Origin of the sequence: Curtobacterium sp. NPDC089689, assembly GCF_044749145.1 — a bacterium.
In the GTDB taxonomy this organism is placed as follows: domain Bacteria; phylum Actinomycetota; class Actinomycetes; order Actinomycetales; family Microbacteriaceae; genus Curtobacterium.
Window position 1 is genome coordinate 1,420,122 of the sequence record NZ_JBIVHJ010000001.1, and the last position, 12,899, is coordinate 1,433,020.

A 12,899-nucleotide genomic window follows, 5' to 3' on the forward strand; every position below is an offset into this window, starting at 1 on the left:
GGTGGAGCGGTGGGGCACCCGCAACCGGGTGCCCCACCGTCAGTGGTCGTCGATCAGCGGAAGGTGCCGGAGATCGAGTTCTCGGACTCCTCGTACGACAGGGCCGCGCGCGAGAGCAGCTGGCTGATGCCGGCAAGGGACTCCTTCAGCTGGATGGCCGACTGGTCCCACTGCTGGTAGAGGTCCTGGAACGACGACGACGCTGCGCCGGACCAGTCACCCCCGACGAGACCGTCGACGAGCGACTTCAGGTTCTGCAGCTGCGACTCGATCGACTGCGAGCCGGACTGGAGCTGGTTCGAGACGCCGGAGAGCGACTCCGAAGTGACGCGGATGTCCGCCATGGTTCCTCCAAGAAACACACGTGTGTCCTGGGGCGATCGGTTGACCCACCCCCCGATTGGTCCCACCCCTTTTCGAGGGGCAGTGGAAGCAACATGGTCGATGCTGCGTTCCGCAACGGATCGTACGCGATCCTCACGTCCGAGGTCGAGTTCCCATGCGCACGTATGCACGGCGCCCGCACCGACGACGCGCGAGACGGCGCCTGCGAGGACGCGACGTGCCGATCAGGGCACGAAGGGGTTGCCCGTGACGCCGGTGGGCTTCGGTGGCACGACGCCGTCGACGGTGACACCGCTGAGCATGCTCGCGTACTCGGCGAAGTCGGAGGCTCCCGAGGACTCGACCGCGTGGATGCCACGTGCCTGCGCCTGGACCAGGACCGCCGCCGTGATCCGGTCCGTGTCCTGTGGTGAGAGGACCGTGTCGAGGTCGAGGATGTACTGGGCGAACTGCGGGCCGTTCGCGTTCGGCAACGTGTCGAAGCCCTTTGCCCAGCGCTGGTCGACGACGCGGGACCGCAGGGCGGGAGCGTCCTCGAGCAGGAACCACAGGTGCCGTGCGGCCTTCCCGTTGCCGGCAGCCCACTGCTCGGACGCACCCGCGATGGTCCGCTGGGCCCGACGCTGGGCCATCCGCGCTGACTCGTCCACCGCGAACACCGCTCGCACGTCGGACCAGTCGATGAGCGGCACCAGCGGCGTGTGGAGTCCGAGGTTGGACACGCCGAGCAGCAGACCGGGCTGCCCCCCGGCGGGACGGAGCAGGGCGAGGCGACGGCGCAGGAGCACGGCCCCGAGGATCCCACCCACGAGGAACAACAGGGAGGCGAGGATGATCGGTCCGACCCGTCCCCAGGCGACGGCGCCCGCGAGGACGGCCGTGACGGCGACGAGCAGCAGCACGCCCTCGCGGAGGTTCTTCGCGGCGATGCGACGGAATCGTCCCTCGTCGTAGTGGACGTCGAACCGTCCGTCCTGCGCGAAGAAGGTCTGCCAGCTCTGCCGGGTGGCGTCGTCCACGGTCATCTCCTCACCAACCTGGGTGTCCTGCACACGCGTTCGCGAGCACGCTGAGTCCGGCACGGGGGTCCGAGAAGGCGGCCCAGACCCGGTCACGATCGCCCTGTTCGGCGCCGAGGACGATCTCGCCGAGGACGGCCGGAGCTGAGCCCGCCCAGGCATCGAACGCCTCGTCGCCCGTCGGCCCGGAACCCTCGACCACCCGCAGGATCTCGTTGGCGCGTTCTGCGACCTCGGCGAACCGGATCGCACTCACCTGGCTCCCCATGACCGCCTGCATCAGTGCGATCACCGGACCTGCGAGCACCCCGCACCGCTCTCCGAGTGCATCACCCACGATCGTCCCCCGTCCCAGTTCGGCGCCAGCCTACTTGTCCGGCGAACACCCGTCGAAGACCGCGATCCATGAGTCTGTCTGGAGCAGTTCGCCACCGTGACCGTTTCCGCCACCGGACCCGTCGCCGGACCAGGATCGACCGAGGAGTGGCTGGCCCGTGGTGAAGATCACCTACGGGAGGGCGCCGACCGGCGCGGCGGATGCGCGCCGTGCCTCCTTGCCGGGGTTGCGATCGGCCCGGTGCTGGCAGGCGGCGGGACGGCCGCGGCGGCAGAGGTCGGAGACGTCGACGTCGGTCACCTCAGAGCCCCGTCTTGCCGTCGAACACCGCGATACCGGAGTTCGTCCGGAAGAACTCGCCCTGGTCGAGCATGGTCGCCGAGCGGGAGTTCGGCAGCCCTCGCCGCGTGGCCTGCGCCCGGAGCGCCCGGTCCAGCCGGTCGGCGTCGGCGTCCGAGTAGTAGACGTCCCCGATGATCTGGATCGCTCCGAAGTCCGGCGCACCGCTGCGTGCCCAGAGCTTCACCCAGCGACGGAACTGCCGCGGTCGTGCCCGCTGCCGCATCGCCGGGCCGTCCTGGAGCGCGATCGTGAGGTAGTGGTTCGCCGACCCGACCGCCTGTGTCCACCGCTCGGCGAAGCCCTTGACACCACCGGACTGCGCGTACCGGTCGGCACGTGCCTGGTCGTACACGGTGTAGACCGCGGGGATGTCGTCCCAGCTGATCAGCCCGAGCAGCGGGACCTCGATGCCCGCGTCGGAGACCGTGATCCCGCGGTCCGGGTCGCCCAGGGTCTGCGCCAGGCGGTTGCGCCGGAACCGCAGGACGGCGAAGAAGTAGAACGCCGCGACGAGCGTGATGCCGTGCGCGACGACGATCGGCCCGAGCCGGCCGAGCAGGCTCGTGATGACCTCGAGCGCGACGACGACCACCACGGTGCCGACGAGGGTCAGCCGTTCGTGTTGCACGACGGACGCCCAGCGCGCCGGGTCTGGCTTCACGGTCAAGGGGTCGAGCCCCGTCGCTGGCCCGTGCGGGTCCATCGGCTGGTTCGAGTTCATCGGATCGCTGCCCCTCGTCGTCGGAATCCGCGCAGCAGGCTACATCCGGGCATGCGCGGAGCCGGCCACGCTGCTGAACATGCTCGCGTGCTCTGCGAAGTCGGCAGCGCCGGACGACTCGACGGCGTGGATGCCGCGGGCCTGGACCAGGACTGCTGCTGTCACCGGACCCGCGCTCCCACCGACCCGAACCACAGCTCGTCACCCGGCACGAGCTCGACGGCGAGCCCCTCCGGGCACCGGTCCTCCCGGTCGCCACGGCGCAGCACGGTGCCGTTCCCGGACCCCCGGTCAACGATGCGCAGCCCTCCCGTGCCGAACTGCACGGTCGCGTGCACGCGCGACATCGAACGGTCCGGGTCGTCGACGGTGAAGGCACGGGCTCCCTCACGCGCGGCGATCTCGTCGGGCCGTCGCCCGACCAGGATCGTGCCCTCCTCGACGAGGAGCGTCTGGCCCGTGGTGAACACCAACTGCGGGAGGGCGCCGGAGGGCTGCGGCGTGGCGGGCGCGCGCTGCGCCTCCAGGCCGGTGGTCGGGACCGGCCCCGGACGGGCCGGCGGCGGCGGGACGGACGCGGAGGGTCGCGACGGGACGTCCGCGGTGTCGCCGAGGGCGACCGGCGTGGATCGTCGACCACCCGTCGCGAGCTGTCCGCACGCCAGGCAGAACATGCTGTTGGGGCGCAGCTCGGCCCCGCAGTACGAGCAGCGTGCAGCCATGCGGACCACCCTACGTGGCCCGGGAGGCAAGGATCACCGCGCGCTCCCGGCGACCGTCCGTCACGCGGCCGGGTCGGGGACCTGCACCTGCGTCCACTCGCCGCGACGGTGCAGCGCGCCGCCGCCGGCGGGCTGGCGCCCGACCATCCACTTCGGCACCTTCTGTCCGAACAGCTGCGTCCCCATCAGGGCGCTCGTCGGGGAGAGCAGCATGCCCTCCTGGGTGCGTCGGACCTCGCCGTACGGGCCGGAGAAGGTCTTCGCGGCGGCGTCCGGGTTCGTCGCGACGACGAACACGAACCGCGCCTTCTCGCCCATGAGCGAGTTCTCGAGCGGGGTGTTCGACACGAGTTCGGCGTCGTCGACGAGCACGGTGACGGGCACGGACGGGTCGTCGTACCGGCCGAGCGCCGGGGCGAGGTCCATGAACCCCGTCGGGTCGGTGAGGAGCGGCACGCCGACCTCGCGCGCCCAGGTCGTGAAGACGGAGTCCTTCGTGGCGACGGCGATCACCGGCCTGCCGGTCCACACGAGCTGGTGCGCGATCGCGGTGAGCGTCGTCGACCGGCCCGTGCCGCGTTCACCGACGACCTGGAACCCGCCCGCGGCCGGCCAGTCCAGGGTGATGCGCGCGAGCTCGTCGCCGCCGACGCCGATCGTCGGACCGTCGGGGGTCGAGCGTGCCGCGACGGGGAGGTCTTGCGAGTCGGCGAGCGAGATGCGGGACGGCAGGGCGTCGACGCGGAACGGGCGAGGGCCGGCGACGCCACGGGCGTCCGTGGTGCCCGAAGCGTCGGTCTGCTCCGTCCAGCGCAGCCGCGCGGTCTCGACCGCCCCGCGCAGCGCGGCTGCCTGGGTCTCGGCGGAGGCGTCCTGGCCGAGCACGGCGAGCTGCGCCTCGCGCACGGTCGGGCCGAAGAAGACCCGGCCGGGCGGCACGCTCTCGGGCAGCTCACGGACCATGACACCCGCGCCGCGGTAGTCGTTGGTGTCGCGCATCGGCAGGACGTACTGCTCGCTGATGAAGCCCGCGATCTTGTCGGCGGACACGGTCCGGTCGCCGGTGACGGCCACGCGGATGCCGGCTGCCGGCCCCTCACGGAGGACCCGGGTCATCTGGTCGCGGATCGGCAGGAGGTCCTCGGGCTGCATCGAGCTCGTGGCACGGTCCCAGCCGTCCACCCCGACGACGATGTAGGGCAGCCGCTCGGCGTCGGACGCGGCCGCGCGACGCTGCTCGACGATGGTGCCGACAGCAGCCTGGGACAGCACCGACTGGCGGCGTGCGAGTTCGGCGACGAGGCGGTCCATGAGCCGGGGCAGGCGGGACGGCTCGAGCGGGGTCACGACGGCGCCGGTGTGGGGCGCCTGCGCGAGCGGGAGCAGCCCGCCGTTGCCGTGGTCGATGACGTAGAGGTGCAGGTCGGCCGGGCTCATCCGCTCGACGGCCTGCGCGAGCACGGTCCGGAGCGCGGTGGTGCGGCCGGAGAGCGCCGCTCCGAGGAAGAGCAGGTGCGTGCCGGCCTCGAGGTCCCAGACGAGGGGGCGCTGCGTCTGCTGGCCGGGGACGTCCTCGATGCCGAGCGTGATCGTGGTCGGCGCCCCGGTGCCGCCGGCGACCTGTGCCAGGGGGAGCAGCGCGGGCAGCGGCATGAGCCACGGCGAGGCGTTCTTCGGGATGCTCATCGCCTCGGTGGCGCGGGTGACGACGTCCACCAGTGCACGGAGGTCGGTGTCGTCGTGGTCGACCGGTGCCGCCGCGTGCCGCTTCACGGGGAACCGCGGGGGGTAGGCGAGCCCCTCCCAGTCGACGGAGGCGACCTTCGGCAGCTGGCGCTGGACCCGCTGGACGCCCTGCCGGATGCCGGCGACGCGTGCGGTCTGGAAGCCGCTCGGGAGCGCACCGAGCCCGGCGCGGACGAACCCGCGGCCGGGCGTCGACTGGCTGATGAGCGCGGCCTCGGGGGAGCCGAGCACGTCGGTGGAGTCGGCGCGGTCGGTGACGCGCAGCGCGACGCGGAGGTTGATGTTCGACTGCATCTCGGGCGTGATGACACCGCTCGGACGCTGGGTGGCGAGGACGAGGTGCACGCCCAGCGACCGGCCGACGCGCGCGATGCGGACGAGGCCGTCGATGAAGTCGGGGTGCTCGGTCTTCAGCTCGGCGAACTCGTCGATCACGATCATGAGCCGTGCGAGACCGTTCCGCGCCGCGGCGTCGGGGTCCTTCGCCCACGCGGCGTCGACGTCCTTCACGTTCAGCTCGGGGATCCGCAGCGCGGTCTCCCGGCGCTTCAGTTCGGCGTCGAGCGACGTCAGGGCGCGCTCGGTCTCGCGGGCGTCGAGGTTCGTCACCATGCCGACGGTGTGCGGCAGGCGGGAGCAGTCCGCGAAGGCCGACGCGCCCTTGTAGTCGACGAGCACGAAGTTCAGCGCATCCGGTCGGTTCGCCATCGCGAGCGACACGACGAGCGCCTGCAGGAACTCCGACTTGCCGGACCCCGTGGTCCCCGCGACGAGGGCGTGCGGGCCGTCCGCGGCGATGTCGATCGCGAACTCGCCGTCTGCGCTCGCGCCCACGACGACGTGCGTCCGGCGGGGCGACCGCTCCCACCGGGCGACGATCGGCGCGGGGTCCTCGAGGTCCACGCCGAGCAGGTCGACGTAGCGGACGCTCGTCGGGAGCATGCCCTCGTCGCCGACGCCCGAGACGTGGCGGATGGAGCACAGGCTGCGCGCGATGCGCTCGGCGGTCGGGACCGACAGGCCGTCGAGCAGGACGGAGGAGTGGTACGCCGCGTCGGACTCCAGCCGGGCGAGCGACCGGTCGTCGGGGTCGACGGCGAGCACCGTCCGGGACTCCTCGGGCAGTCGGGCGCGGTCGGTGTCGAGCGCGATGACGTGCACGCCGACGCGGGCGCCCTGCTCGAGGACCTGCACCATGCCCGGCAGGGTCCGGTACTCGCGCGCCCCGTCGACCACGACGACGACGTCGGTGTCGAAGTCGCCGGCGCTCACGGACGACCCGGCGCGGGTGCGGACCTGCACGAGTGCGGCGAGGTCGCGCAGTCGCTCCCGCCGAGAGTCGTCCGTGTTGCCGATGAGCGTGAGCGCACCGTCCTCGGCCTGCTGCGTGTGCGGGAGCCACTGCGTCCACGCCCACTCCGGGGCCGCGTCGTCACCGCAGACCACGACGACGGCGGTGTCGCGCGGGGACCGCAGCGTGGCGACGGCGGCGAGCGCCGACCGGACGACCGCGCGCGTCACGTCCGTGGGTCCGGCGATCCCGACGACCCCGGCGCCGAGGTCGATCGACACCGGCGCCGGAGCGACGCCGACGTGGTGCGCACCGGTGTGCTTCGACACTCCGCCCTGGAAGTTCGCGGCGAGCGGCACCTCGGCGACGCCGACGCGCACGTGGAGGGCGTCGGCGTCGCGCTTCCGTCGCTCCCACAGCCGCGCGAGCGGCCGCGTGGCGATGTCACGCACCACCACCGGGTCGACGCTGCGGTACCAGGAGTCGAGGCGCTGCTCCTTCACGAGCCCGGCGATCCGCACCCGGGTGTCGGCGATGTCCTGCCGCCACTCCTCGAACGTCTTGATCCCCTTCTTCTTCGCCCGCGACCGCTGCGTGAGGAAGGTCCCGACGACCATCACGGGCGACGCGGCCGCCATCATGAGCATGATCGGGCGGGCGAAGACGATCGCCATCGTGACACCGAGGACGACCGGGATCACCGCGGACAGCCACGGCATCGGGGTCTTGTCGACGTCGTCCGGCTGGTCGCCCGGGAGCACCACGGTCGGCGGCACGGCGGGCGGCATGATCCGTGACGTCCTGTTGAAACCGCGCATCCCGACCTCGTCCGGCGCGAGGTCCGCGTCCGCGAACGGCTCGATCCCGATGCGGAACACCGAGCTGCCGATCTGGACGACGTCGGCGGGCACGATGTCCGTGCTGCCGGTGACGTCGCGGCCGTTCACGGCGACCCCGGGCGCGTCGTCGATGACGGTGAGGACGGCGCGGAGGGGCCCCGCGCCGACCGGCGCGATCCCGGTGGGCGTCGAGGCCGGTGCTCCCTGGTCGACCGAGACCGTGGCGTGGTGCGGTCGGAGGTACGGGTCGGCGACGCACAGCTCCGTGTCGCCCGAGCTGCCGATGCGCAGCGGGCCGTCGAGCGGCAGCGGCACGGTCTCGCCCGCGAACGGGCCGCCGACGACCTCGAGCCGCGGGCGCCCGGGGGGCAGGTCGCTCGGTGTCCGCGCGGGCAGGGTCGAGCCGTTGAGGATGCCCGCCTCGGCCAGCGACGCCGACGGTCCCGCACCGGGTGCGACCGCGGCGGGGTCGACGCCGAGCCCGGCCGCCACCTCGCCGACGCTCGTCACGTCGGTCGCGTCCACGACGAAGGTCGTGTCGGCGCCGCGGCGCGTCGGGTCCTGCAGGCTGAGGCGGAGCGTCATCGGCTGCCTTCCGTGATGCGGTCGAGGTCGGTCAGGAGCGGGGTGAGGAGGCCGGTCTGCCCGCGGTCGGCGGCGTCGTCCTCGGACGGCAGGGTCGCCACGACGCTCCGGGTGCTCCGGGTGCCGAGGCCGGTCTGGAGGCCCGTGGCCGGGTACCGCGCGCCGGTCGCGGTCGTCTCGCCCTCCGCCGGCGCGAGGGTGCCGGTCGCGGTTGCCGCCGTGCGGCTCCCGGAGCGTGGCAGCACCGTGACGCTGCCGGTCGCCTGGTCGCCCGAGGCGGTGCGGACGTGGAACGAGAACTGGTCGGCGCGGGTCATGGTGCCCGAGGGGCGGTAGGTCGCGACGCCCCGGTCGGAGCAGACGACCGTGCCCGTGACCGCGGAACCGCAGTCCGAGAACAGCACCCGTCCCTTCCGGGCCGAGGCGAGGGAGGACAGGTCGATGCGGAGCGTGCCGTCCGCACCGAGGCGCCGCACGGTGTCCTGCGCGGCGAGGTCGCTGCGGCCGGCCTCGACGAACACGAGCCGGACGGTCGCGGAGCCGCTGCCGCCCTGGTCGTCGGTCGCGCGCAGCCGGACGGACGCCGTGCCGGTCCACTCAGCCGGCGGACGGACCACGAGGCCGGTGCTCGTCACGGTGGCGACGACCCCGGCGGGCTCCGCGGAGACGACCTGCATCGCCGGACCGGCTGCACAGCCGTCGCACCGGATCCCGAGGTCGCTGTACGGCACGGTCGCCGTCGTGCCCTGCTCGAACGGGTGGTCGTACGTCTGCTTCGCCAGGGTCGGCGCCGTCGGGGGCTCCAGCGACACCAGGTACGTGACGTCGAGGTCGATCGCTCCGTTGCGTTCGGGCACGGTCATCGTCACCGTTCCGAAGTCTGCCCGGAACCCCTTCGAGGTCAGGCTGAGGGAGTCCGACGAGCACGCCGCGGTGAGGCCCGTCGGCACGTTCACGCGGCCGCAGTCCGACACCGACCAGCCGTCACCGAGGGACACCTCGGCCTTCCCGACGTACGGGACCGCGATCCGGACCGGGTCGTCGGCGCCCTGGCCCGACCCGGAGTCCTGGTCCGGACCGGCCGCCTGCCGGGCGGAGGCGGCGACGGCGGGGGAGGACGTGCCTCCCGGCAGGGTCTGCGGCAGCACCAGTGCCAGCGCGACCAGCACGACCGAGCCGGCCACGACGCGGCGCCGCACCCGACCGCCTGCTTCCTGCTGCCCCCGGAACACGCCCTTATGATAGGCGGCGCACCGTCCACGGGGAGGATCGCCGCATGAGCACGACGTCGTCGCGTCCCGGCGTGCCGGACGTCCCCGTCATCCCGCCCGTGCCGTCGGCTCCGTCGCCCGAGCACCGTCGGGAGCGTTCCTCGGGTGCCCGGCTCGGCTGGGACCCCGGCCAGCCCACCCTCTACGAGCAGTGGGGTGTCCCCGCTCCGGCGCCGAAGCGCTCGATGGGATCGGACATCGGGGTGCTCCCCGAACTCGAGCAGACCGAGACGACCCGGCGGCCGCTGTGGAAGCACCCCGCGTTCATCGTCTCGGCCGTGCTGGCCCTCGTCGCCGTCGCGATGGCGGTCGTGATGATCGTCCACGCCGTGACCGCGGAGGGGCCTCCGAAGGTGCGGGACCTCGCGATCGAGTCCGGTTCCGGCAACGTCCACGTCTCGTGGAGCGGGCCGGACGTGGCGTGGTCGGTCTACGTCGTCGAACCGGGCACGAAGCCGGTGGACGTGACCGCGCAGGCACGGGGCACCGAGCTGTGGTTGCCGACCTCGGGCGGGCTGTACGACGCCGACTCCTGCTTCGTCGTCCGTGCCACCGCCGCGAACCAGGGGAAGGCCGTCCCGACCGACGCCGGGACCCGGTCGTCGCAGGGAGCGGACCAGGTCTGCCTGGGCGATGCGGGCTGACCGCGGACGGTCCATCGGCGTGCGGCCGCGCGGTGGGACCGTCGCGCTCGTCGGGACGGCGCTCGCCGCGGTCCTCGCCTTGACCGCCTGCTCGGGTGCGGATCCCGCGAACGTCGCGGTCACCCCGACCGCGACCGGCTTCGGCGGCCAGGCGCCGGTCGACGGCAGCCGCAACGGCATCGAGACCGTCGACGGCCCGACCGCGCTGCGGGAGGTCCTGCGGGCCGCCCGGTCGTCGTCCGTCGTCGCGACCGGCACCGTCACGGAACTCGTCCCGGACCCCGACGCACGGGAGGGCTCCGGTGACACCGTCCCCGGACGCACGGTGCGCTTCACCTACCGTGGTGTGCCCGACGACTCCTCGCTGCAGCTCAGCGTCGGCGGGGTCACCCTCGATGCCCGACGCCGTGGGGACGATGTGTACGTGCGCGGCAACGCGGCGTTCGCCGAACGGACCGGACTCGACGAGGCGACCGCCGGCAGGGTGTGCGTCCCGGCGGGGTCGGCGACCCTCCGGACCTTCGCGCCCTTCACCGAACCCGACGACCTGCTCCGCACCGTCCTCGGGGCGGACGGTGACGTGACGCTGCACCCCGGCGCGGTGAGCGGCACCGGGGAGGACGCCCGGGCACAGGTCGTCGTCGCGAGCGGATCGTCACCGGTCGGCGCACTCGAGGTGTCGGCGGTGGGGGAGCCGGTCCCCTACACGCTCAGTGCCGCGGACGGGACGGGCTCGGTGTCGATGTCCTTCCGATCATGGGGAGCCGACCTCGAGCTGCCGGACCCGGACGACGTCGTCCGAGCCTGCTGACCTGAGTCGGCTGACCGGGCGCGGCGCGGCGCGGCGTGGCAGCGACAGCTCAGTGCGCCCCTGCGCGGTGCTGCGGATGCGGCGGCCGTCGCCTCTCCGCCGCCGCGCGTCAGCCCGCCGCGCGTCGCGCCCGGTGCGCCCGGACCTTCGCCCGGTTGCCGCACCGCTGCATCGAGCACCACCGACGGGTGCCCCCGCGGGACGAGTCGTAGAACACGAGCCCGCAGTCCTCGGCCGAGCACCGGCTCAGCCGTGTCGGTCGTCCGTCGGCCTCGGCGTCGTCGAACCCGACCTCGGTGAGGAGCGCGACGGCGTCCCGCGCGACGCTCGACAGCGCCTGCGCCAAGCGGACCCGGTTCGCCCCGGCGCGACGGCGACCACCCGGGAGGCTCGGCGGCACGTCCGGCAGCGCCGCGAACAGGTTCACCGTGTCGATGTCGTCGGGAGCCGGCCGGGTCCGCCCGGTCCCGGCGCGGAGTCCCGCTGCCACCGCGGTCCGCTCGGCGGCCGTCGAGGCAGGAGCCGGGGCAGCGGCCACCGCGAGCCGGGCGATCGCCGCCCGCAGTGCTCGGGCGTCCTGCAGCTCGCGTGCCGTCGCGCCGACGTCGATCGGCTCGGTGTGGTCACCGAGCCACTCGTCGAGGTCGGCCGGCGTCGCGAGGAGCTCACCGAGCTGCGAGCGCGGTCGGCGTCCGTCCGGGTCGTCCGCGAAGCCCCCGGTGTGCGCGAAGTCGAGGGCGATCCGTCCGGCGTCGAAGAACCAGGACGATCCGGCGTCCGTGCGGATGTGCTGCCCCGTGTGCATCCGCCCAGGCTAACGGGTTACCGCCTCCGCACCAGCGGGAGCCGTCGACCGCCGTTGCCAGGTGATGACGTTCCGGGCGTCGAACCGCCGGGAGCACTTCGCGCACGCCAACGGCCGGGTGGGCGTCCGGTACCGGACGTGTTCGTGCCCGGCCGGGCACGCACCGACCCACGGCGCGAGCTCGGTCGCCACGGGGCCGTCGTAGAGCCGCGAACCCGTGTACCCGATCGCCGCGGCAGTCCGCCGCCACACCGGACCGTGGGCGGCCCGTGCCCCGGCGAGCGCGTGGGCGATCTCGTGCAGCAGCACCTGGTCGGCGTCCTCGTCCGAGAACCGCGCGGCCAGGTGCCGGCTCACCGTGATGCGCCGTTTCGTGAAGTCGCACTGCCCGGCCCGCGTCTTCGCGTGGTCGAACGCGAACGTCCAGGTCGGGTCGAGGTGCTCCGCCATGAGCCCGGCGGCGCGTTGACGGACGGCGTCGAGCCGCTCCGTCATCGTTCCGGGCGCGGGTCCGCCTGGCCCTTCCGCGCGGCACGCGCCGCGATGCGTCCCCAGATGTCGTCCGCCTCGGTGCGGGCCGCGTCCGGCGCACCCAGCACCCGACGTCGGACCCGCGGCTCCTGCTCCGCGACCTGCGGTTCCGGACGGGAGGCCCGTGGCGCCGCCTCGACGTCGTCCTCCGCCCGACGGGCGGCCACGTCGCGGGCCGTGCGCGGCTTCTCCGGCTGGTCATCGGTGGTCGAGATGGCGGCGCGCATCGCTGCCTCGACCGCGGTGCGCAGGGCATCGGTGCGCTCCGACGGCGCCCCGGCCTGGCGGAACGCCTGGTAGGCGCGGGACAGGGCCGAGCGGGCCTCCTCGAAGCGGCCGCTCTCGAAGAGCGACCAGCCCTCGAGCTCGGCGGCGGCGCCCTCGAGCTCCGGCCACTCCTCGGTGCGTGCGGTGTCCCGCGCGAGGGCGGCCTCGGTGGCGGCGCGCTCGTGACGACCGAGGTCGTGCAGCACGTGCGCGCGACGGATCCGGGCGGCGACCTTGTCCTGGCGCTCCCCGGTGAACATCGTCAGGCGGAAGACCTCTTCCGCGACGACGAGCGACTCGTCCAACCGACCGAGCAGGCGCAGGAGTTCGGCCCGTTCCGCGAGGGCCTCGGTGCTGCGGCTCTGCCCGAGGTCACGGAGGCGCTGCTGCACGGCCTCGGCGTCGACCGCGGGGCGCAGGCTGATCGGCGCGAACGTCGAACCCGGGCTCACCCCGGCGGTGACGGGCGCCGCGTGGCGGCCGTCACGGGCGCGGTCGGTCCGGTCGTGCGGCTGCGGGTTCTCGGGCGGGAGGGACATCGGTTCGAGGGTAACCGCGCTCCGCCGAGAGCGAGCGGTGCCACGCGCACGGGGGTCACCCGGACGCGGAACGGCCCGCCGTGC

Annotated in this window: 13 protein-coding genes; 2 read left to right on the plus strand and 11 right to left on the minus strand. The window is 73.6% G+C overall.

Features of this window, described 5'->3' with window-relative positions:
* Positions 1 to 53: 53 nt before the first annotated feature.
* The 8 genes from ACIPYW_RS06955 to ACIPYW_RS06990 all read right to left on the minus strand — a co-directional run bounded on the left by ACIPYW_RS06955 (position 54) and on the right by ACIPYW_RS06990 (position 9,179).
* Positions 54 to 344, minus strand: coding sequence for a WXG100 family type VII secretion target (locus ACIPYW_RS06955; RefSeq protein ID WP_400412102.1), 291 nt, complete (start codon positions 342 to 344; stop codon positions 54 to 56).
* 225 nt (positions 345 to 569) lie between these two features.
* Positions 570 to 1,364, minus strand: a complete 795-nt coding sequence (locus ACIPYW_RS06960) for a hypothetical protein (RefSeq protein ID WP_400412105.1) — start codon at positions 1,362 to 1,364, stop codon at positions 570 to 572.
* 10 nt (positions 1,365 to 1,374) lie between these two features.
* Complete coding sequence (locus ACIPYW_RS06965; protein ID WP_400412107.1) at positions 1,375 to 1,701, minus strand: hypothetical protein; 327 nt, start codon at positions 1,699 to 1,701, stop codon at positions 1,375 to 1,377.
* 301 nt (positions 1,702 to 2,002) lie between these two features.
* The gene (locus ACIPYW_RS06970; RefSeq protein ID WP_400412109.1) at positions 2,003 to 2,764 is read right to left on the minus strand and encodes a hypothetical protein; all 762 of its coding nucleotides are present in this window, start codon (positions 2,762 to 2,764) and stop codon (positions 2,003 to 2,005) included.
* A gap of 39 nt (positions 2,765 to 2,803) precedes the next feature.
* Complete coding sequence (locus tag ACIPYW_RS06975) at positions 2,804 to 2,929, minus strand: hypothetical protein (protein WP_400412112.1); 126 nt, start codon at positions 2,927 to 2,929, stop codon at positions 2,804 to 2,806.
* Positions 2,926 to 3,486 (minus strand): FHA domain-containing protein, encoded by a 561-nt coding sequence (locus ACIPYW_RS06980; protein ID WP_400412114.1) that lies wholly within the window; start codon positions 3,484 to 3,486, stop codon positions 2,926 to 2,928. Before ACIPYW_RS06980 ends, ACIPYW_RS06975 begins: the two co-directional genes overlap by 4 nt.
* 60 nt (positions 3,487 to 3,546) lie before the next feature.
* Entirely contained in the window at positions 3,547 to 7,947 is a 4,401-nt protein-coding gene (locus ACIPYW_RS06985; RefSeq protein ID WP_400412117.1) for an FtsK/SpoIIIE domain-containing protein, read from the minus strand.
* The gene (locus ACIPYW_RS06990; protein WP_400412119.1) at positions 7,944 to 9,179 is read right to left on the minus strand and encodes an Ig-like domain-containing protein; all 1,236 of its coding nucleotides are present in this window, start codon (positions 9,177 to 9,179) and stop codon (positions 7,944 to 7,946) included. The genes ACIPYW_RS06985 and ACIPYW_RS06990 overlap by 4 nt, the downstream gene beginning before the upstream one ends.
* 44 nt (positions 9,180 to 9,223) lie before the next feature.
* On the opposite strand from ACIPYW_RS06990, the gene ACIPYW_RS06995 reads away from it, so the two are divergent.
* Both ACIPYW_RS06995 and ACIPYW_RS07000 read left to right on the plus strand, forming a co-directional pair.
* A complete protein-coding gene (locus ACIPYW_RS06995; protein ID WP_290133543.1) occupies positions 9,224 to 9,862 on the plus strand; it encodes a hypothetical protein in 639 nt (212 codons plus the stop codon).
* The gene (locus tag ACIPYW_RS07000) at positions 9,852 to 10,673 is read left to right on the plus strand and encodes a hypothetical protein (protein ID WP_400412122.1); all 822 of its coding nucleotides are present in this window, start codon (positions 9,852 to 9,854) and stop codon (positions 10,671 to 10,673) included. The genes ACIPYW_RS06995 and ACIPYW_RS07000 overlap by 11 nt, the downstream gene beginning before the upstream one ends.
* A 109-nt stretch (positions 10,674 to 10,782) precedes the next feature.
* On the opposite strand, the gene ACIPYW_RS07005 is transcribed toward ACIPYW_RS07000, so the two are convergent.
* Genes ACIPYW_RS07005 through ACIPYW_RS07015 form a run of 3 tightly spaced genes read right to left on the minus strand, consistent with a single transcriptional unit; the run spans position 10,783 to position 12,815 of the window.
* Positions 10,783 to 11,478: a CGNR zinc finger domain-containing protein gene (locus ACIPYW_RS07005; RefSeq protein ID WP_290133545.1), complete on the minus strand. Its 696-nt coding sequence runs from the start codon at positions 11,476 to 11,478 to the stop codon at positions 10,783 to 10,785.
* Positions 11,479 to 11,487: 9 nt separating this feature from the next.
* Complete coding sequence (locus ACIPYW_RS07010; protein ID WP_400412126.1) at positions 11,488 to 11,973, minus strand: SprT-like domain-containing protein; 486 nt, start codon at positions 11,971 to 11,973, stop codon at positions 11,488 to 11,490.
* Complete coding sequence (locus ACIPYW_RS07015) at positions 11,970 to 12,815, minus strand: hypothetical protein (RefSeq protein ID WP_290133547.1); 846 nt, start codon at positions 12,813 to 12,815, stop codon at positions 11,970 to 11,972. Before ACIPYW_RS07015 ends, ACIPYW_RS07010 begins: the two co-directional genes overlap by 4 nt.
* Between the last annotated feature and the right edge of the window lie 84 nt (positions 12,816 to 12,899).

Excerpts from the sequence above, each read along its gene's own strand:
- ACIPYW_RS06955 (WP_400412102.1), bottom strand. The coding sequence starts at position 344 with ATGGCGGACATCCGCGTCACTTCGGAGTCGCTCTCCGGCGTCTCGAAC.
- ACIPYW_RS06970 (WP_400412109.1), bottom strand. The coding sequence starts at position 2,764 with ATGAACTCGAACCAGCCGATGGACCCGCACGGGCCAGCGACGGGGCTC.
- ACIPYW_RS06980 (WP_400412114.1), bottom strand. The coding sequence starts at position 3,486 with ATGGCTGCACGCTGCTCGTACTGCGGGGCCGAGCTGCGCCCCAACAGC.
- ACIPYW_RS06985 (WP_400412117.1), bottom strand. The coding sequence starts at position 7,947 with ATGACGCTCCGCCTCAGCCTGCAGGACCCGACGCGCCGCGGCGCCGAC.
- ACIPYW_RS06995 (WP_290133543.1), top strand. The coding sequence starts at position 9,224 with ATGAGCACGACGTCGTCGCGTCCCGGCGTGCCGGACGTCCCCGTCATC.
- ACIPYW_RS07000 (WP_400412122.1), top strand. The coding sequence starts at position 9,852 with ATGCGGGCTGACCGCGGACGGTCCATCGGCGTGCGGCCGCGCGGTGGG.
- ACIPYW_RS07005 (WP_290133545.1), bottom strand. The coding sequence starts at position 11,478 with ATGCACACGGGGCAGCACATCCGCACGGACGCCGGATCGTCCTGGTTC.
- ACIPYW_RS07010 (WP_400412126.1), bottom strand. The coding sequence starts at position 11,973 with ATGACGGAGCGGCTCGACGCCGTCCGTCAACGCGCCGCCGGGCTCATG.
- ACIPYW_RS07015 (WP_290133547.1), bottom strand. The coding sequence starts at position 12,815 with ATGTCCCTCCCGCCCGAGAACCCGCAGCCGCACGACCGGACCGACCGC.